Origin of the sequence: Helicobacter equorum (assembly GCF_900198655.1) — a bacterium.
Classification (GTDB): Bacteria; Campylobacterota; Campylobacteria; order Campylobacterales; family Helicobacteraceae; genus Helicobacter_F; species Helicobacter_F equorum.
In genome coordinates, this window is the sequence record NZ_FZPO01000018.1 from 1 (window position 1) to 18,762 (window position 18,762).

The 18,762-nt window shown below is 37.4% G+C and carries 19 protein-coding genes and 1 tRNA gene; 5 read left to right on the top strand and 15 right to left on the bottom strand.

What is annotated here, in order from left to right; genetic code table 11:
• Positions 1–82 precede the first annotated feature (82 nt).
• The 6 genes from C6H22_RS04250 to C6H22_RS04275 are packed head-to-tail and all read right to left on the bottom strand — an operon-like array spanning position 83 to position 7,554.
• Entirely contained in the window at positions 83–391 is a 309-nt protein-coding gene (locus tag C6H22_RS04250; protein WP_104694103.1) for a hypothetical protein, read from the bottom strand.
• A complete protein-coding gene (locus C6H22_RS04255) occupies positions 372–2,075 on the bottom strand; it encodes an AAA family ATPase (RefSeq protein ID WP_104694104.1) in 1,704 nt (567 codons plus the stop codon). Before C6H22_RS04255 ends, C6H22_RS04250 begins: the two co-directional genes overlap by 20 nt.
• The gene (gene mtaB / locus C6H22_RS04260; protein ID WP_104694105.1) at positions 2,062–3,318 is read right to left on the bottom strand and encodes a tRNA (N(6)-L-threonylcarbamoyladenosine(37)-C(2))-methylthiotransferase MtaB; all 1,257 of its coding nucleotides are present in this window, start codon (positions 3,316–3,318) and stop codon (positions 2,062–2,064) included. The genes C6H22_RS04255 and mtaB overlap by 14 nt, the downstream gene beginning before the upstream one ends.
• Positions 3,318–5,015, bottom strand: a complete 1,698-nt coding sequence (locus C6H22_RS04265; RefSeq protein ID WP_104694106.1) for a mechanosensitive ion channel domain-containing protein — start codon at positions 5,013–5,015, stop codon at positions 3,318–3,320. The genes mtaB and C6H22_RS04265 overlap by 1 nt, the downstream gene beginning before the upstream one ends.
• A gap of 10 nt (positions 5,016–5,025) precedes the next feature.
• The gene (aroB, locus tag C6H22_RS04270; protein ID WP_104694107.1) at positions 5,026–6,075 is read right to left on the bottom strand and encodes a 3-dehydroquinate synthase; all 1,050 of its coding nucleotides are present in this window, start codon (positions 6,073–6,075) and stop codon (positions 5,026–5,028) included.
• Between the two features lie 9 nt (positions 6,076–6,084).
• Entirely contained in the window at positions 6,085–7,554 is a 1,470-nt protein-coding gene (locus C6H22_RS04275) for a COG3400 family protein (protein WP_104694108.1), read from the bottom strand.
• Positions 7,555–7,666: 112 nt separating this feature from the next.
• Between C6H22_RS04275 and tgt the strand changes: the two genes are divergently transcribed.
• A complete protein-coding gene (tgt, locus tag C6H22_RS04280) occupies positions 7,667–8,797 on the top strand; it encodes a tRNA guanosine(34) transglycosylase Tgt (RefSeq protein ID WP_104694109.1) in 1,131 nt (376 codons plus the stop codon).
• Between the two features lie 2 nt (positions 8,798–8,799).
• On the opposite strand, the gene C6H22_RS04285 is transcribed toward tgt, so the two are convergent.
• The 7 genes from C6H22_RS04285 to C6H22_RS04315 form a co-directional block, all read right to left on the bottom strand.
• Entirely contained in the window at positions 8,800–9,129 is a 330-nt protein-coding gene (locus C6H22_RS04285; RefSeq protein WP_104694110.1) for a dihydroneopterin aldolase, read from the bottom strand.
• Between the two features lie 3 nt (positions 9,130–9,132).
• A complete protein-coding gene (gene plsY, locus C6H22_RS04290; protein ID WP_104694111.1) occupies positions 9,133–9,810 on the bottom strand; it encodes a glycerol-3-phosphate 1-O-acyltransferase PlsY in 678 nt (225 codons plus the stop codon).
• Positions 9,811–9,839: 29 nt separating this feature from the next.
• On the bottom strand, positions 9,840–11,222 hold the full coding sequence (locus C6H22_RS09085; RefSeq protein ID WP_104694112.1) for a methyl-accepting chemotaxis protein: 1,383 nt from the start codon (positions 11,220–11,222) through the stop codon (positions 9,840–9,842).
• Complete coding sequence (locus tag C6H22_RS04300; RefSeq protein ID WP_104694113.1) at positions 11,219–11,734, bottom strand: PAS domain-containing protein; 516 nt, start codon at positions 11,732–11,734, stop codon at positions 11,219–11,221. The genes C6H22_RS09085 and C6H22_RS04300 overlap by 4 nt, the downstream gene beginning before the upstream one ends.
• 66 nt (positions 11,735–11,800) lie before the next feature.
• A complete protein-coding gene (locus C6H22_RS04305; protein WP_104694114.1) occupies positions 11,801–12,379 on the bottom strand; it encodes a hypothetical protein in 579 nt (192 codons plus the stop codon).
• A 32-nt stretch (positions 12,380–12,411) separates the two neighbouring features.
• Positions 12,412–13,182 (bottom strand): MlaD family protein, encoded by a 771-nt coding sequence (locus C6H22_RS04310; RefSeq protein WP_104694115.1) that lies wholly within the window; start codon positions 13,180–13,182, stop codon positions 12,412–12,414.
• A 101-nt stretch (positions 13,183–13,283) separates the two neighbouring features.
• A tRNA-Arg gene (locus C6H22_RS04315) sits at positions 13,284–13,360 on the bottom strand.
• A gap of 108 nt (positions 13,361–13,468) precedes the next feature.
• Here C6H22_RS04315 and rpsU point away from each other — a divergent pair.
• The gene (gene rpsU / locus C6H22_RS04320) at positions 13,469–13,681 is read left to right on the top strand and encodes a 30S ribosomal protein S21 (protein WP_095627347.1); all 213 of its coding nucleotides are present in this window, start codon (positions 13,469–13,471) and stop codon (positions 13,679–13,681) included.
• 56 nt (positions 13,682–13,737) lie between these two features.
• Here rpsU and purH read toward each other — a convergent pair whose 3' ends face one another.
• Positions 13,738–15,279, bottom strand: coding sequence for a bifunctional phosphoribosylaminoimidazolecarboxamide formyltransferase/IMP cyclohydrolase (gene purH, locus C6H22_RS04325; protein ID WP_104694116.1), 1,542 nt, complete (start codon positions 15,277–15,279; stop codon positions 13,738–13,740).
• 77 nt (positions 15,280–15,356) lie between these two features.
• On the opposite strand from purH, the gene C6H22_RS04330 reads away from it, so the two are divergent.
• The 3 genes from C6H22_RS04330 to rpe are packed head-to-tail and all read left to right on the top strand — an operon-like array spanning position 15,357 to position 17,159.
• Positions 15,357–16,214: a 3'-5' exonuclease gene (locus C6H22_RS04330; RefSeq protein WP_104694117.1), complete on the top strand. Its 858-nt coding sequence runs from the start codon at positions 15,357–15,359 to the stop codon at positions 16,212–16,214.
• Between the two features lie 8 nt (positions 16,215–16,222).
• Entirely contained in the window at positions 16,223–16,459 is a 237-nt protein-coding gene (locus C6H22_RS04335; protein WP_104694118.1) for a hypothetical protein, read from the top strand.
• A gap of 58 nt (positions 16,460–16,517) precedes the next feature.
• Positions 16,518–17,159 (top strand): ribulose-phosphate 3-epimerase, encoded by a 642-nt coding sequence (gene rpe, locus C6H22_RS04340; protein ID WP_104694120.1) that lies wholly within the window; start codon positions 16,518–16,520, stop codon positions 17,157–17,159.
• A gap of 42 nt (positions 17,160–17,201) precedes the next feature.
• Here the strand turns inward: rpe and ccoG are convergent, their stop codons facing one another.
• The gene (ccoG, locus tag C6H22_RS04345; RefSeq protein ID WP_104694119.1) at positions 17,202–18,635 is read right to left on the bottom strand and encodes a cytochrome c oxidase accessory protein CcoG; all 1,434 of its coding nucleotides are present in this window, start codon (positions 18,633–18,635) and stop codon (positions 17,202–17,204) included.
• Between the last annotated feature and the right edge of the window lie 127 nt (positions 18,636–18,762).

The window sequence follows — 18,762 nt, forward strand, 5'->3', positions numbered from 1 at the left end:
TGCAAACTCAAGGATACTTGCACAATCCCTATCACAACCCACAATCACATAGGGATTATGCCTATAGTGCATGAGGATATTATCAACCATATGACACAACATTGAAGTATACCTTTTTTAATAACTCACTAAATGCAAGTGCTATTGATACTTTGATAGTATCGCCATACCCTCCATGAAAATATTTAGTATACATATAGGTATTTGGGCATTTCGCATATAAGGCTTTTAAAAAATCTGAAAATAAAATACCGCCTTTAATAGTTTTTGTCTCTATCGCAAAATACGATCGTGCTAGAGGACTTAGAGATTCTATATCCTGACTTGGTTTTGTGCGCAATGTCCCACAAAACACCACACATAATACAAAACTACGAAAAATATTTCTCATCAATAATGGCTTTTATCTCATCTTTGTGTAGTCGCTCTTGTTCTAAAAGACTATGGGAGAGTTTTTGGAGGAGTGGCTTAGAGTTTATGAGGAATTCTTGCATTTCCTTTTTACACTGCTCCAAAATCTCTGCTACATCGCTAGAATCTGCTATAAGCTTTTTGCCCATACCATAATCCTCACACATTTGTAGTGCTATTTGTTTTGCGTTGGCAATGTCGTCCTTGGCATTGCTAAAGACTTGATGATAAAGCATCTCCACTGCAATACTTCCAGCAAGGTGAATTTTTATTTTATTACTCATTTCTGTCTTGCTTACAAGCTCTTTATCTATCTCCTTAAAACTTTCACTAATAAGAGAAATTTTATCAAAATCAATGTCTAGCCAATACGCGCTAAGGGCTTTGGCACTCTGATATGTCGCCATAATCTGTTTTTCTTCCTCGCTAAAACTTAGTATTTTCTTCTTGCCTAAAAGCACCTTATCTTTGGTATTTAGTATATCCTCTTTTTGGATTATATTGCTTTGTCGCCTAAGTGCGCTAAGCGCTGCCTCATTGACAAGCGATGCTATAGCTGCCCCACTAAATCCCACACACAATCTTGCAACCTCGCTAATACTAAAATCATAATACTTATCGCGCAAATACACCTCAAAAATTTTCTCACGCTCACTTAAATCTGGTAAATCCACATAGATTCTACGATCAAATCTCCCACTACGCAAAAGTGCTTCATCTAATACATCAATTTTATTTGTCGCTCCAATCACAATCACGCCACTAGAATCTTCAAACCCATCCATTTCCGTAAGGAGCTGATTAAGCGTTGCTTCACGCTCATCATTGCGTGTGCCACCCCTTGCTTTGCCCACCGCATCAATCTCATCGATAAAAATAATACTCGGACTCTTTGCCTTTGCGCGTAAAAAAAGCTCTCTCACGCGTTTTGCACCCATTCCGACATAAATTTGTACAAAGCTTGAGCCACTTTGATAAAAAAACGGCACTCCTGCTTCCCCTGCTACCGCTTTAGCAATCATTGTTTTACCCACACCCGGAGGTCCTACAAGCAATACTCCCTTAGGAAGTCGAATGCCTAAATCCTGATATTTTTTAGTATTTTTTAGATAATCAATAATTTCAAGTAATTCTTCTTTGACTTCGGTAATTCCAGCGACATCTTTGAAAGTGATAGCACTTTGTAAATGTGGCTCAAACCTCTCTGCTTGATCAAATGGAAGCGTTATTCCTTGCTGTGTTCGCGCAATAGTGCCACCAAGGTTTTGGGCATTGATATCTAAGCCCTTTGGTTGTGGTTTTGGGGATGAAAAAAGCAAAGAAACTGCCTTAAGCAACACCGCTACACCAAGAAAAATGATAACAAAAAGCCCAATTTCATCTAACCAATTGCTACTCTTTTGCTCTACTACCACAGCAATATGAGGATCTAACTCACTCACATTTATAGAATCTCGTGCTATCTTGTATGTTTGATGATTGGCACTAAAAAAAATCTCATTATCCTTTAGCACAATACTTTGGGGCTTAGATTCTAAAAGCTTTTTGTGAAATTCATAAGGACTTAACAAAATACTATTATCACGCAACAACATAAAAACAATAAGCAATCCAGCGATCCCTAGCGCTATGAGTGAAAAAACAAGACTTTTAGATTTTGGCATGGTTTCCTTCTTTGTGTATTTGGTATTGTGCTATTTCTAGCCATTGCCCACTTTGGATTGGTATAGAACTTTGGATAGTAATTTTATTAAAAAATTCATCTAATCCATGATAAACATCAGACATATGAGAACCTGTAGATTCTACCAAAACATGAATAGGCTTAGCATAAACCTGACGCATATGATAGTTTTTTTCTTGTGTAAGTGCTTTAAGTGTGTGAAGGCGTTTTTTTGCAACATCGCCTTTTGTGGTATTTTTTAGCCTAGCCGAAAGCGTGCCATTACGTGGCGAGTAGATAAATGGATGCAAATGCGTGATAGGGAATTGTGCAAAAGTCTCCAAAGTTTGCTCCCAAACCTCTTCACTCTCCCCAGGGTGCCCGACGATAAAATCTGTGCCAAGAAAAAATCCCTGATTATGTAAGCGCATAAAAAGCTCCAAATCCTTTTGTACCCGATTTTGGCGATTCATAATCTCTAACATCGTATTGTGTGTATGTTGCAGGGCAATATGAAGGTGCTTTTCAAACAATGAATCTTGGATAAGACCCAAAAACTCTTCACTTATTTGACTAGGTTCCAAGCTTCCCACACGCAAACGCTTTAAACCCTGAAGTTTAAATAGAGATTCTATAAGTGTCGCGATACTCTCACCCTCCAAATCTTTTCCATAGCTCCCAACATTTGTCCCTGTAAGGATAAGCTCACTCACGCCAGAATCTAAAAGGGCTTGGGCTTGGGCGAGAATCTTGTCCTTAGGAAAACTCCTAGCTCCACCACGCACAGAGGGGATAATACAATAACTACACGCAAAATCACAACCCTCTTGAATCTTAATAAATGCACGAGTTTTACCCACAAATTCGCTTACAATCGTGCTATCGATATGCAAAGGCTCTTCTTCTGCATAAAAAAATCTCTGCTCTTTTTGTAATAATTCCGTAATCTCTTCCTTGCGACTATGAGGAAAAACTCCAAACGCAAGGTTTTTTTCATAATTTTCCTTACCCTTAGAACCAGCACCACACCCTGTAAAATAAATTTTTTTTCCAGAATCTATAAAGCGATTAATATAACCTTGTACACCAGAATCTGCTCCATTTGTCACGGTGCAAGAATTCACAATAATAATATCTGCTAGATTCTCATCACTCACAATCTCATAGCCTTTGAGATTTGCCATCATCACCTGCGTATCAAAAAGATTGCTTCGACACCCAAAAGTTTTAAAAAATACACGCATCAAATAACTCCAAAATTACCATGATCAAGATCTTTATTATCGGCAAATGGCACATCAGATCCGCTCCGTGGGCGTGTAGGGTTTGTAGGTGAAGTAACATTTGAGAGGGCAGTAGGATCTGGTTTATTGCCTCTACCATCGCCACCTGTTGGGACAACTTTGGTCGTTGGGTAGGCAATATATATGTCATCTTCACGCAAAAAAGCTTCAATAAGCTCACCTGAAATCGTGCTACGCAATGCCATAATCGTATAAGAATTGACATGATACCACAAAGAGATTCTAATCCCATTTGGCTCAAGCATACAAAAGGCGCGTGTCTCAAGATTAATATTGCGGAGTGAAAAGCGATCCTTAAGTCGCTCCATACGCTTACGAGTAAGTTCTGTATAGCCTTTGGAATAGCGCTTACCAATTTCTGTAGCAATGCTAAGAGCCTTTTTGTAGTTACTATCAAATGTAATACTAATATCTATCCCATCCCACACGGTTTGTAATCCGGCGTGTGTGTAGTTTGCCAAAAGTGTCGTAAAAATGTAGTTATTTGGAATAAAAATAATCCTTCCTGCACGCCTATTTTCTGCATATGAAGTAAAGGTAATATCCTCATAAATAGTCATACGCAACACCGAAATATCTAGCACATCTCCTACATATGTCGCACCATCTTTTACAACACGCACCCTATCTCCCACATGCACACTACCACCAAGCACGATGACAAACCATCCAAGCACACTCATAAATAAGTCTTTCATCGCAATAGCCAAACCTGCCGAAGCAAAACCCACAATTGCCACGAGATAACTTACATTCTCCAAATACACAAAAAGCAAGATAATCACAATAAGCGTGATATTAAAAATATTAATGATTTTATTTGCTGTATATACGCGATTGCTATCCAAAATATATTTACGCAATGCCGTTTTTATAAAAAGTCCGATGACAAAAATCGCACCAAAAACCACAAGAATAGAGATCATTTTGACAACTTGCGCTTTGATTTCAGATTCTAAAGAGATGATAATACTCTCTATTTCTTTGCTATACACATCATAAGAGGTTTGCAAAATCTGTTGGGCAGATTCTAGACTTTGCACCATCTGTAATGCCTCAAGAGTTTGATTCTGATATTCCTTGATCTTTTGAGTATTATTTTCATCAACATAATAATCATTAAGAATCTGGGCGATTTCATAACATTGCTTTGCCATATCAAGAATTTCTTGTAAACTTTTGGCATTGCTCTCGATATTGTGCTGACTTTCTTGCAAGGTTTTAATAAAAGAATAGCCACTAATAATAAGAATTGGGTTACTCACATTTGGTATATCTTTGATTTCTGGAAGCTCAAGAAGTTGGGAGTAATTTTTGGCATAAGATTCTAAAATATCGCGCTGTCTTTGGAGTGTTTGCAATGTGTTTTTGTATTGCAAAATCTGTGAAGAAACTCGTGAATTTTTCTCCTCAATAGCCTCTAGACGCTCAAGCTCTTTTTCTGTATATCGTATTTCTTGGAGTAGATTCTCATATGCTTTAATATTGATATACTGTTTATACCATGGGTTATTGCTTTGAGCAATGGCTTTAGTCAATGTGGCGAGTTTAGATTCTAAGCTTGGTGCATCTATAGTCTCTGTGGCTCCTAGCATACTAGCACATAGTAAAAATACACCTACTATTACTCGCCTCATACCCTTCCTTTTATTTGCTATATTGCTCTAAGACTTGCATGACAATTTCTTTGGGAATATCATCACGCATACATACATCACCAATGTGATTAGGTAATATAAATGTGATCTTAGAATCTTTGCTTTTTTTATCTAAAAAAAACTTTTCCCAAAACTCTCTGACATCGGCTATTTTGTAGTAAGTTGGTAAATTATACCGCATCAAAAGATGCTTGATACACTCTACTTCTTCTTGTGTCATCAACCCAAGTTTATAAGCCAAATCATTTGCCATGCACATACCTATTGCCACACATTCTCCGTGCAAATAGCCCGTATAATGCGTAAGATTCTCTATCACATGTCCAAAAGTATGTCCATAATTAAGCGCAGCACGCAATCCTTTTTCTTTTTCATCTTGACTCACAACACGCGCTTTTATCTCAATGCTTTTAGCAATCACATACTCAAGAATCTGCTTATCATCTAGTGCGGTATTTTGCAAGTATGTAAAAAACTCTTTATCAAAGCACACAGCCATTTTGATAATCTCTGCCACACCCGCACTAAATTCCCTAGAATCTAAAGTAGCAAGTAAATCTAGATTTACATACACTGCTTTTGGTTGATGAAATAATCCGATAAGATTCTTGCCAAAGACATTGTTAATGCCTGTTTTACCACCCACACTTGAATCTACTTGTGCTAAAAGTGTCGTAGGTATTTGGATAAACTCCACGCCACGTTGATAGATTCCACTCACAAACCCTACAATATCGCCAACAACACCTCCGCCAAATGCCACAAAAAGTGAATTTCTATCTAGTCTATGTGTAAAGGCACACTCAAGAATATACTCCACGCTTTTAAAATCTTTGTATTCCTCGCCATCTGGTATGATACATACATACACTTCTTTTGCCATAATCTTAGCAATGATTTTAGATAGGTGAAGTCCTGCAACTTTTGGGTTGGACACTATAAGCACTTTGCCATTATGCACAATAGACTCAAGGTTATGTGTCTCATCAATAAATACCGAATACTCTTTTGTGGGGGTATGAATGATAATTTCTCTCATAGCAATCCTTTAATAAGGGATAAAAATTTGCGGGTTTGTATCAAGCCCGAGTGAAAGCTTTTTGGGATCCATTGAGCCCAAAGTCAAAAAGCGCATCGTTGTAAGGTTGCTATCAAAAGGCACAAACTGCAAAAACACATCATGTGAGCGTTGTAAAAACAAAATAGGGTTATAGGAATTTGAATATGTGATTTCTGGTTGGTGCGAAAAAATCTTTGCAAGATTCTCGATGTTGTTTAACAATGTGCGTTGATATTCCGAATCTGGATTAAAATTATAGAATCTTGTAGTAATGTTAAGCTGCTTAGAAACATCAAACATAACTGAAGCGATATTTTCGCCCTTTTGCAATCCCTCATCAACAATCAAAAAGCTTTTTTGCACTTCTTTGAGGCGTTTGTATCCTGTCTTTAATACAGGAGTATTGGTCTTATGTAGTGCTTGGCGGTTTTTGCGTGAGATAAATAATTCATGATTAACCATAATGAGTCCTGGACGCTTTTTGTGATCGCTATCAATTTGTGCGCAAAAATCGGTATTATCATACACAAAGTGTATATGCACCTTTGGAGCTTGATGAGAGCGGACAGATTCTAAGAGGGCAAAATTGCTAGGATTTAGCACAACAATATGAAGCGTGTCAGACTTGATGTGCGTATGTAAAAAAAGCGCATCTTGTATGTCATCTAAAATAGCTTGGACACTTAGACGCGTAGGATCGACATACAAAAAAATATCCTTGCCAAAAGGAGCAGGAAATTGACCAATGTCGCTTTTAGCACTCCGATATACTTCACTAAGCACAACATTATCACCAGCCACAAGCATAACATCATTTGGTTGGAGCACAAGCGTATGTGTAGCAAGAATAAATTCTGCATGGCGGTAAATCCCCACAATACGCCATTTTTTTTGTTGAATAGAGCCAATATGACGATACGCAAAAATACTACCCGGAGGAATAGCAATCTCCATAAGCTCACCTTGCTCTAACCCAAATCCACGCGGTATAAGTGGGACATTAGCAAGTCGTTGTGTAAGACGATTTGCCACAAGATGTTCAGAATCTATAACAACAAGATTTGTATCCACCATATCCTTTAAACGCAAATCCTCACGCAACATCACAACATTATTACTATCTTCTGTAGTGTGTGTGGTGAATTCGTGGTTATTATATAGCACAATACGCACCTTGGCATTAAAGCCTCGGATAAGATCATAAAGGACAAAACGCTCCTTTGGATCCTCAATCACAATAAACACATCTTGAATATCCCTGCTGCATAGAGATTCTAAACGAAACGCTGAAGTATAATCAAAGCAATGTATTTGGATAGAATTTGGGATTTGTTCTGGAAGTATCGTTGTATCTTTACATACAATGGCATAGGCGTTGTTGCTAAAATATTGCGTGATGATTTTTTGGATAAAAATTTTTGCTACAATGCCATCGGCAAAAACAAGGGTTTTTTTCAAAAAATATCCTTCAAATATACAAGGTAAAGTTTGGCATATTATAGAGAGCCAAGACTAAAGAGCCTCTGAAATCAACAATAATTTTATAACTTTATATTCTTAAGGAGAAAATATGCAAGTATGTGTTGATGCAACACATCTCCAGGCTAGAGCTCTAACGCTTAAACTTGCACATGGCGAGATTCAAACACCTATCTTTATGCCCGTGGGCACACAAGGTTGCATTAAAGCACTAGATAGCTATGATGTTAGCACTCATCTGCGCACACCTATAATCCTTGCAAACACATACCATATGTATCTGCGTTGTGGCATAGAAAAACTAAAAGCTTTTGGTGGTATTCACAAGTTTGCAAACTTTTGGGGTAATTATCTTAGTGATAGTGGGGGGTTTCAAGCCTTTAGCTTGGGAAGTAATGTAAAACTCCTAGAAAATGGTGTGGAGTTTAAATCCCATATAGATGGGAGCAAACATATATTTACCCCACAAAAGGTACTAGATATTCAATACGCACTTAATAGCGATATTATGATGGTGCTTGATGATCTTGTAGGACTTCCTGCACCAAAAGAGAGAATTATAGAATCTATCAAGCGCACAAGTCTTTGGGCAAAACAAAGCCTTACATATCACTTGCACCAAAAATCATTAGGCAATGCAACAACAAATCATCTCTTTGCAATCGTGCAAGGAGGCATCGATATGCAATTACGAAAAGAATCTGCCCTTAGTCTTACGGATATGCAGGATTTTGATGGGTATGCCATAGGTGGATTAGCCGTGGGTGAGAGTGCTCAAGAAATGTATCAAACAATAGAATCTACGACCCCATATTTGCCACAAAACAAACCACGATACCTTATGGGTGTGGGAACGCCACAAAATATTCTTGAATCCATAGAGCGCGGAGTGGATATGTTTGATTGTGTGATGCCTACACGTAATGCCCGCAATGCCACGCTATTTACAAACTTTGGCAAGATTCATATCAAAAACACACGCTTTGGGCTAGATTCTGCACCGCTAGATCCGGAATGTAATTGCTACACATGCCAAAACTACTCACGCGCCTATCTTCATCATCTCTATAGAAGTGGGGAAATGAGTTATTATCGCTTAGCCTCTATCCACAATCTCTATTTTTATCTAACTCTCATGCGAGAATCTAGAGAGGCGATTTTGGACAAAAACTTTCATACTTACAAAGCCAAAAAACTAGAAGCCATGCAAAGAGGTTACTAATATCAAAAATGTTTTTGTGCTCGGACACCCACCACGCAGTGTGAAAAAATTTGGGGTTTTGTGATGTGAAAATCGATACTCTTAATCATCGCAAATCGCGTATGCAATTCTTCACACACGCCCTCTATGAGATCTTCTAATAAACCATATGCTCTAGTGTGTATAGTTTCTTGAATACAAGACACCACCGACACATAATCCAAGTAAGCAGTTGTGTATTCATAAAAAATTTTTGCATTCACGCATACTTCTTGCTCATTTGTGCGTTCAGATTCTAAAATACCTACAATACTAAAAAATCGTAGATTCTCAATCTCCAAACAATATTGCACGCTTTAGAGCACCTTGCCTTCTTGACCGCTTAATAAGCGCTTGATATTAGGAATGTGCGTATAAAGAATAAGAAGTCCTATAAGCACTACAGGCGTGTGAGTATGCACTTGCGCAAGGATATTAATTGAATCTGGAATAGGCAACACAAGCGGAATAATAAAAGTCAAAATAATACCACTTAGCACACCAAAGAGTGAAGAGAGTGAAGAGATCTTTAGCACCTTGCCTACAAAGCCCCAAACGACAAGCCCCAAAGCTCCTTCGATAGGTATAAGCAAAATAGTAGATCCAATAGCGGTTGCTACACCCTTACCTCCATAAAAGCCTAAAAATGGACTATAGCAATGCCCCAAAATAGAAAGCAACGCAATAAGCCATTGTATATCAAAACTCAATCCATAAAGCTTGGCGGCAAGCACAACAAACATTCCCTTGCACGCATCAAGGATAATAGTGCTTAAAGCGAGGATTTTGGCACTTTTGGGATTAATATCTTTAATAGCACGATAGACATTTGTAGCACCTATACTTCCAGATCCAATAGTACGTATATCTATGTTGTAAAATACCTTTGTCAAAAAAAGCCCAAAAGGTATGCCGCCCACAAGATAGGCGATAATATAAAACACGACATTGCTATTTGTCAGAATCTCCCCCAATGCTACAAAAAATCCACTCATTAACACTCCTTGATATGATAACTTAGATTCTAAACATTGGCACTATCCAAAAGTCTCACAGCCTGTTGCGAATCTTGCTCAAGTTGTTGTAGGTTTTGGACAATTATGCTAGAGGTTTCTTGCGTAACTTCTTGCGTGAGAACTCCAAGCGCGGCCTTCGCACTTGCCTTGAGTTTAGATTCTATATTGTGAATCTTATCCGTATCTAGCGTTTTAATTTTTTTGATGAGATTTGCATCGTTAAGATATTTAGAAATAGGATTGAGTGTATCAAAATCACATACTTCTTGTTTTTTATTGAAACTCAAATATAGCGAGGATTTATATAAAATGTGATCAAGCTTAGATACACTAAGCAAGAGACCTTGTGAAAGTCTTTCAAAAACATTAAAGAGATCTTGTGTCGTTGCACCAAGTCCTGCAAAAACTTCATTGAAATGCTCCACATTTTTGTGTGCAGAGCTTGCCACTTGTGTAACACGCGAAGAGTTCTCCAAAATAGTATTAACTTCTTGCTGCATTGTTTGCACGACGATAGCAATATCACTTGTAGCTTTGTGTGTTTTTTCAGCAAGTTTTCGTACCTCATCTGCCACCACCGCAAACCCTCTTCCGTGTTCTCCAGCGCGTGCAGCTTCAATAGAAGCATTAAGTGCTAAAAGGTTTGTTTGATCTGCTATATCGCGAATAATGGCAATCACAGAACCTATATCTTGGGATTTTTGTGCAAAACTTTCTATCATATTGTTGTTATCATCAATAATCACGATCAAATCATCGATAGATGAAGTAATTTGTGTCACATCAGATTGGGATTGTTGAGAAACTTCAGCGATAGAAGAAACTTGAGAATCGGCTGTATCCATACGCTCCAAATCCGATCCCAAATCCTTAGAAACCTCGCTTAAATCAGTATTTTGATTTTGCAAACTCATATTCATAAGATCTTTTGCAAGGGCATTTGAAATATTTTCCTTAGCACCTTCCTCAACTTTATCAAGCGCAGAATTTATAATCTCAATACTAGTAGCCAAAGACCCCTTAAGCCCTTGTGCTATAGCTTTGCGATAAAATTTACCTTCTTGTGTGCATTGAACAGCAGTAGCTATCTCACGCATAAATGCTTCAATGCCATCAATCAAAATGTTTATATTATTTGCCAAATTATGCAAATCTACATCACCTTGTATAAACAATACTCTTTCTTCAAATTCTCCTCGCTTGTATTTTTCAGAAACTTTGAGAATCCTCTCAATAAGTTTGGCGCGTAAGCTCATCTTGTATTGTGCTATCCCAAGCACTATAACCAAAAGTGCTATGACAACTAAACTTGGAGAAAAACCTTGCCATACTAGATCTGTTATAAGATCTACCAGTCCAAGAACTATCGCAATCCATAGCAAAATTTTCATCGATACCCTCCTATTTTCCCTTGCGTTTGCAGAGAAACCATAAGTTCATTCCAAGTTTGCTTACGCTCTTTGAGAAACCCGGCAATATAGTTATATGCAGCTTGCACACCTGAAGTAGCCTCAATATCAAAACATTGTTTATAAATCATACTTAGTGTTTCTACACCCGCCTTGCTTGCTCGTCTTCTGACAGAATAGTATCCACAAATCTTTCCACTAGCATCATAGGATGGGGTAATATTAGCAAAGACCCAATAAAGATCATTGGTCTTTACAGATTGGTTACATGCAAAAGCAAAAAATTCCTCTCCGCTTTTAACTGTATCCCATAAAAGTTTGAAAGCAACCTTTGGCATTGATGGATGACGTATAATATTGTGTGGTTTGTTGATAAACTCTTTTTCATCCTTGAATCCACCAAAATAGCAAAAATCTTCATTGCCATAGACGAGTCTTCCTGAAGTATCTGTTTTAGATGTAATAAGTGTATCATCTTGTAAAAATAATTCCATATTTCCTCCACAAAAATAAAAAAAATGCCCAACATTATATTAAATAAAAACTAAGACTCTCATAAACTACAGAATCTGCCCAATGATTTCAGAAAATACCTCTTGACTTAGTTTCAAAAATATTTGCGCAAAATCTTGCATATTTGGTATTTCTTTTTCATGCACAATCACGCCATTTTTTAATAAGTCTGCATCTTTAGCACTCAAAAGATCATAGTGTATGCTTAATGTTGCATAATCCTTCCCATCTCTTTGGATAATGAGAATCTTATCAATATGAAGTTTTAAAATCTTATCTACCTTGACACTCCCAAATGGTGGCTTAATCAGATTCAATCCCTGCTCACTCATCATGCCACCCAAAGTCGCTATGAGCATTTCCTTTGGTTTGCTTACCCATTGAGCGTTTAGGATAGTGCGCGTGCGAAGACTTTGAGAATCTAGCCTATATATGTCTGTGCTATCATAGGGCATTGCCGCACTTATAATCGTGCCATAGCTATGTTTGGGATTTTTGAGAATCTTTTGCGTATGCAAAGAAATGTCATAAAAACTTACATCTGGTATCTCTGTCTTTATATCTACGCTCACGCATCCTGCATATAACGCCACAATATAGCCTATGAAAATATATCTTAGTTTCATATCTCACTCCTTATATATTTGGGGATTTCACATTATTCATCACTACTGCGCTTTTTACCAAAAAGACTATCATATGGATTTTTTTCAATCTTATCCACCAAATGTGTGACTTTAGAAAAGAAGCGATCAGCTTGCAAAAGCGTTTCTTGAAGTTGCAAAAGACTAGGATTAAGTATAGAACGAAAATCATATTGACCAGTCTTAAGGTTTGTGTCAATGCTTGCAGTAATAGAATCTAAACGCTTGATAATGTGTGTCATATCTTGGCTCATTTGAGAAAGATATAAAAGGGTTTTTTGGAGATTCTCAATTGTTTGTGGGCTAGTAAGTTCGCTTGCACCACTTAGCACACTAAGTCCCTTATCCCCTATGGCTTGCATTTTTTGAAGCAAAATATCAAGCTCACCTTTTTTAAATTCTATAATATGTGAGGTATTTAGTTGTGGGCTTTGTCCCTGATAAAATGCGAGATAATTTGCTCCGGCAAGACCGCTTGAGGCAATGCTAATGTATGAATCTTCACGTACTTCCAAATCAGAATCTATAGACAATGTAATCTTGATAAGACCCTGCGCGAGATCTTCAAAGCTTACATTATTGATTTTTCCTACTGCTATGCCTTTAAATTTCACAGGAGTATTCACCCCAACTGATGAAGTTTCATCTTGTGTCAAAATATAATAGGTGTTGTATTTACTCACACCAAAATCAAATCGCCCCAACCACAAGACAAAAATACAAAACCCTATAACAATCCCAAGAAAAACAATACCTATGCTGACGTATTTGACATTGCGTTCCATTAAATCCAACCTAAACTAAAAAAATAATGATTATAAAACCTGTAATTAATGATACCAAAAACTAAGAAAAGCATAGCTTATGTGAAGATGTAAGTGAGAAATGGTGTGCTCGGAGGGATTCAAACCCCCGACCTACAGGACCGCAACCTGTTGCTCTATTCAGCTGAGCTACGAGCACATACAAATATAAAAGGCGGTATTCTATCCAAATATTCCTTAATATTTGTTTTAGTTTTTTTGCCATACAATGTCGGCTCGATTTTACAAAAGAAAGTGGGTGATGTATATGCCAGGTATCAAGGTGCGTGAAAACGAAAGCTTCGATGAAGCTTACAGAAAATTCAAAAAACAAACTGATAGAAATCTTGTGGTTACAGAAACAAGAGCTAGAAGATTTTTTGAACCACAAACAGAGCGTCGCAAAAAGCAAAAGATAAACGCTAAGAAAAAATTACTTAAGCGCTTATATATGCTTCGTCGCTACGAGTCTAGACTCTGAAGTTTCTAGTGTCTCCAAATATTTTGGAGACACCACATAAATCTCCTCTTGCTATTTTAGTGTAAAAAATGCCTTGTGTGTGTAAAATACATCGCTATGCCAAACTCATCACACGCCGCTATTACTTCATCATCGCGTATGCTACCACCTGGTTGAATCACTGCCGACACACCAACACTATACGCCATATCGATACTATCTCGGAATGGGAAAAAGGCTTCTGAAGCCAACACACACCCTTGTAAATCTAAGCCCATATCTTGCGCCTTTACAATAGCCGCTCTAGAAGCATCAACTCTACTTGTCATACCCATACCAATAGCGACCATAGCACCATCTTTGACATACACAACACAATTGGACTTCGTTAAACTTGCTACCTTATATGCAATCTCTAAATCCTTAAATTGTGAAGGCGTAGCAACTTGTTTTGTCATACATGTTGCTTGTGCCACTTCGTGTGCGCCCACACTATCACTTTGCTGATACAAAAATCCACCTTGAATATGCTTGAAATCATAAGAATCTCGCGGTAAATGTAACACATTTTGTCCCTGCAAAACACAGGTAAAAATCTTGGTGCGTTTTTTAGATTCAAAAACCTTCAATGCTGCATCACTGATACCTGCGCACACAATCACTTCAATAAAAATTTCATTCATTTTTTGTGCCAGTGTTTCATCGATAATGCCATTAAGCGCTACCACACCTCCATACGCACTCACTCTATCACACATAAGCGCACTCACATACGAATCTAACAAATTCTCTTTGATAGCAAAACCACAAGGATTCCCGTGTTTTACTATACACACGGCACTACACTCACCAAATGCACTTGCAATACTAATAGCTGCATTAATATCTGCAAGGTTATTAAAACTTGGCTCACCCTTTTTTATACACAAATGTTGACTCAAAAACTCGTTAAACTCATAGAGTGCGCCTTTTTGATGAGGATTTTCTCCATAGCGTGTATCAAACACTTTTTTACCCACGATAAATTGCTTATCACCAAAACCTTGTTTAAATCGCTTATTCATATAATTAGCAATCATAGAATCATAACTTGCCGTATGCTCATAAGCTTTTATCATAAGCTCAGTGCGAAACTCTAGTGTATTGTTTTGGTGTTTTAGATTCTCTATTACGCATGCATAATCATTGGGATCGGTTACAATAAGCACGCTATGAAAGTTCTTTGCTGCCGAACGCACCATAGCAGGACCACCAATATCAATGTTTTCAATGATCTCATCAAAATTATCTGTGCGCTCAATTGTCTGCTTAAAAGGATAAAGATTCACACACACAAGACTAATAGAATCTATCTTGTATTCTTTAGTGCTTTTTATATGTGCCTCATCATCTCGACGATACAAAATCCCTCCATGAATCTTAGGGTGCAATGTTTTTACCCTACCATCAAACATTTCTGGACTTTGTGTATAGCTACTTACTTCCTCCACACGAACTCCGGATTCTTGCAAAGTCCTTAGTGTCCCGCCCGTGCTTAAAATCTTGTATCCAAGCTGTACTAATTCCTTGCCAAATTCTACAATCCCATTTTTATCGCTTACACTAAGCAATGCATACATTTTGTTTCCTTTTATGCGAACTTTGCTACAATAATAAAACTTCGATTGTATCCTATCTCGCGTATAAGGAGGCTTAAATGGTTTGTGTCCTTGATATAGAAACTATTCCCGATACCTATTTGCTTACACAAAATTTTGGTTTTACTGGCGATGAGCTTGCCATATGTACTCAAGCATTCGCACACCAAGCCCAAAAAAGCGGATCAGAGTTTTTGCCTATTCCCTTTCATCGTATTATTAGCATTTCAAGTGTGCTGTGTGATGATTTTGGGCATTTTATAAAAGTCGGAAACTTCGGACTTAAAGCAAGTGAAGCGTATACACAAAACACGAGAGGCTTACGAGCCCTAAATGAGCTAGAATCTGGGATTTTACGAGATTTTTGGGAATGGTTTAATGCCAAACAACCGAGTATTGTAAGCTTTAATGGTAGGGGATTTGATATGATAGCTCTTACACTACGCGCTATGCGGTATCATATACAAGCTGGTGCGTATTTTGAAATCAATAATCCCCAATACAACAAAAATAAATGGGAAAATTACCGCCAACGCTATGCCGAAAATTTTCACACAGACTTACTAGATAGTCTTGGTGGGTTTGGTGCTGTGCGCGGACTTACCTTAGATTCTGTGTGCAAAATGTGTGGCATTGTAGGAAAATATGATGTGAGTGGCTCTCAAGTGCATGAGATATTTTTTGACCCAAATCTCACAAACAAAGAGGCACTAGAAAAAATACAAGAATATTGCCAAAGCGATGTGCTAAATACCTATTGGCTATACCTTAAATATTTACTGCTAAAAGGTGAGCTTTTAGAAAGCGATTATGCGTTAATTCTCCAAGAATTTCAAGCAAAATTACCACAAAACCAGGGCTATTTTGAGTCTTTTCATACACAAATCACACAGGAATTAGCCACATTTAACATATAAGGATAACTATGCAAACTCCACATACGACCAAAAATGGCGAGATAACAACAAAAGGCGCATTGATTGATGAAATCCAAAACCTTTTAAATACCCTAAGCGTTACCTCTCATAAAACAACACTAAGCGCAGAAGTGATGGGTGCACTTACATGCCAAGACTTAGAATCTCTACGTGACAATCTACTCCAAAAAGATCATATAGCACAACATAGCCAATGGCTAAGGGACTTAAGCACAGCGGACTAAACAACATGCTACAATGCGTGTAATCTTGTATACAAAGGATAAAAATATGAAAAAAACAATGCTTGTCGCACCAAGCCTATTATCGGCAGATTTTTTGAATCTAGGAAAAGAAGTGGAAGCCATTTGTGCAACTACATGCGATTATTTGCACATTGATGTGATGGATGGACATTTTGTGCCAAATCTCACCATAGGACCACTTGTCGTAGAAAAAATTGCCAAAATTGCTACAAAACCACTTGATATTCATCTAATGACACGCGATAGTGAATCTTTTGTCAAACTCTTTACGCCTCTTAAGCCTGCATTTTTGAGTGTGCATATCGAGGAAGTATGTCATCTTGATAGGTTAATAGAAGAGATTAAATCACAAGGTATCAAAGCTGGTGTGGTGCTAAACCCACATACGAGCCTTGAAAATCTCCGCTATATATTGCCAAAAATTGATTTGGTGCTACTTATGAGCGTGAATCCAGGCTTTGGGGGACAAAAATTTATCCCCTATAGTCTCCAAAAACTTCGTGATTTACGAATCTTGCGTGACGAACTCAATCCTCAATGCCTTATTGAAATTGATGGCGGTATCAGTGCACAAAATATTGTTTTAGTCAAAGAAAGCGGTGCGGATATGGTAGTGGCAGGAAGCTATATCTTTGGTGCAAAAGATTATTATGAGGCTGTAGAAAATCTAAAAATCTAAACACACTAGAATCTGTTTGGCAGATTCTAGTGTGTAATGCATTTATTTTGTGATTTCTTGGTGTTTTTGCAAGTAAGTTTGAATTGTTTCTTGACTTGGATAGGTAAAGTTTGTTTTGCGGTTAGCAAAAATGCGATCCTTATCATCAATTGCAAACGAATGCAATACAATTGGATAGATACTATCACCTCTATCATTTCGAGAAAGATTCTCTCTTGCCCTTATGGTGATCATTTGTGTAATCTTTTGCCCCGCTTTAACGACAAATGGCTCTTTTGGCTTAATAATTTCAAGTCTAGATGCAATATCAAAATCTTTATTAGGACTTACAATTTCTACAGAAAATTCATGATCTACGCTATCTGTATTATGAAATACTGCCCTAAAAGTATTATCAACAACCTCTTGAGTGCGAATCTTATACAATTCAGAAGTTGTATTGATATTCAAAAGCATACCTTCTTTTTTGGTGCTTATCACCAATAATGCAACAAACACAACACTAAGCACGACAATATATGCAATGGTTTTAAACCTAAAATATTGAACTTTTTGGCTATGCTCCATAGCTGTAGGAGAGGTCCAAGAAACAAGTGAAGGCTTATTAAGTTTGCCCATTACACCCGTGCAAGCATCAACACATTCAAGGCAATTAATACATTCTAATTGCATACCCTTGCGTATATCAATATGTGTAGGGCATACCTTGACACATTGCTCACATTCTATACATTCAGCATTTGGATCAATAAATTTCAGCTTTTGAGTAGCTTTTGTGCCATGCTTATCATATACAAAACCTCCACGATTGTAATTATAAGTAGGCATAAGCGTATCATTATCATATAACACAGATTGCACACGGCAATATGGGCAGATGTAAATACAAAAATTCTCTTGAATAAAGGTAATATCAAAGATAAAAAATATCCCAAAGCCTAACCAAAACACCATAAGCACAGGGTGATCTAAAGGATTCATAATATATGAGAAAAAATCCTCCGGTGGGACAAAAAACCACATAAGGTTTGCTGCAGCAACAAGGCACAAAAATGCAATAATCACAAAAGCAAGGGTAGCTTTTAGTTTATCTATGAAACTTTCAAGGCGCATAGGTTGTTGTTTGTTGGAAATTTTTTTACGCAAACCAAAAATAGTAGTCTGTAACAAATCGCGATAAATCACACGGAAAATCGTTTGTGGACATGCCCAGCCACACCAAAGACGACCTGCTAATGTTGTAAGAAAAAAGATTCCTACAAAAAGCAAAATAAGCAAAAATGGCATTAAATACAATTCTTGCATATTAAATCGTGTGCCTAATAAATGTAGCTCTCCATGTTCAAAAGAGAGTAAAAAAAGATGTGTATCATCAATGGTGATAAAAGGGAAGCTTAGTAATACCGCCGCCGCGATAACATAAACAAGATAGCGTTTTTTGCGATAAGACACCTGCTTTTGTGTAGTGGGTTGCATACAAAATCCTTGTGTTGTGATAGGTAACAATTATACAACTTTTTGTTTTAAAAGATTACACCAAACCTAAGGTTTTGTAGCAAATTTTATTAGGCAATACGCGTGTTTTAGAACTTCTTCCTCTCAA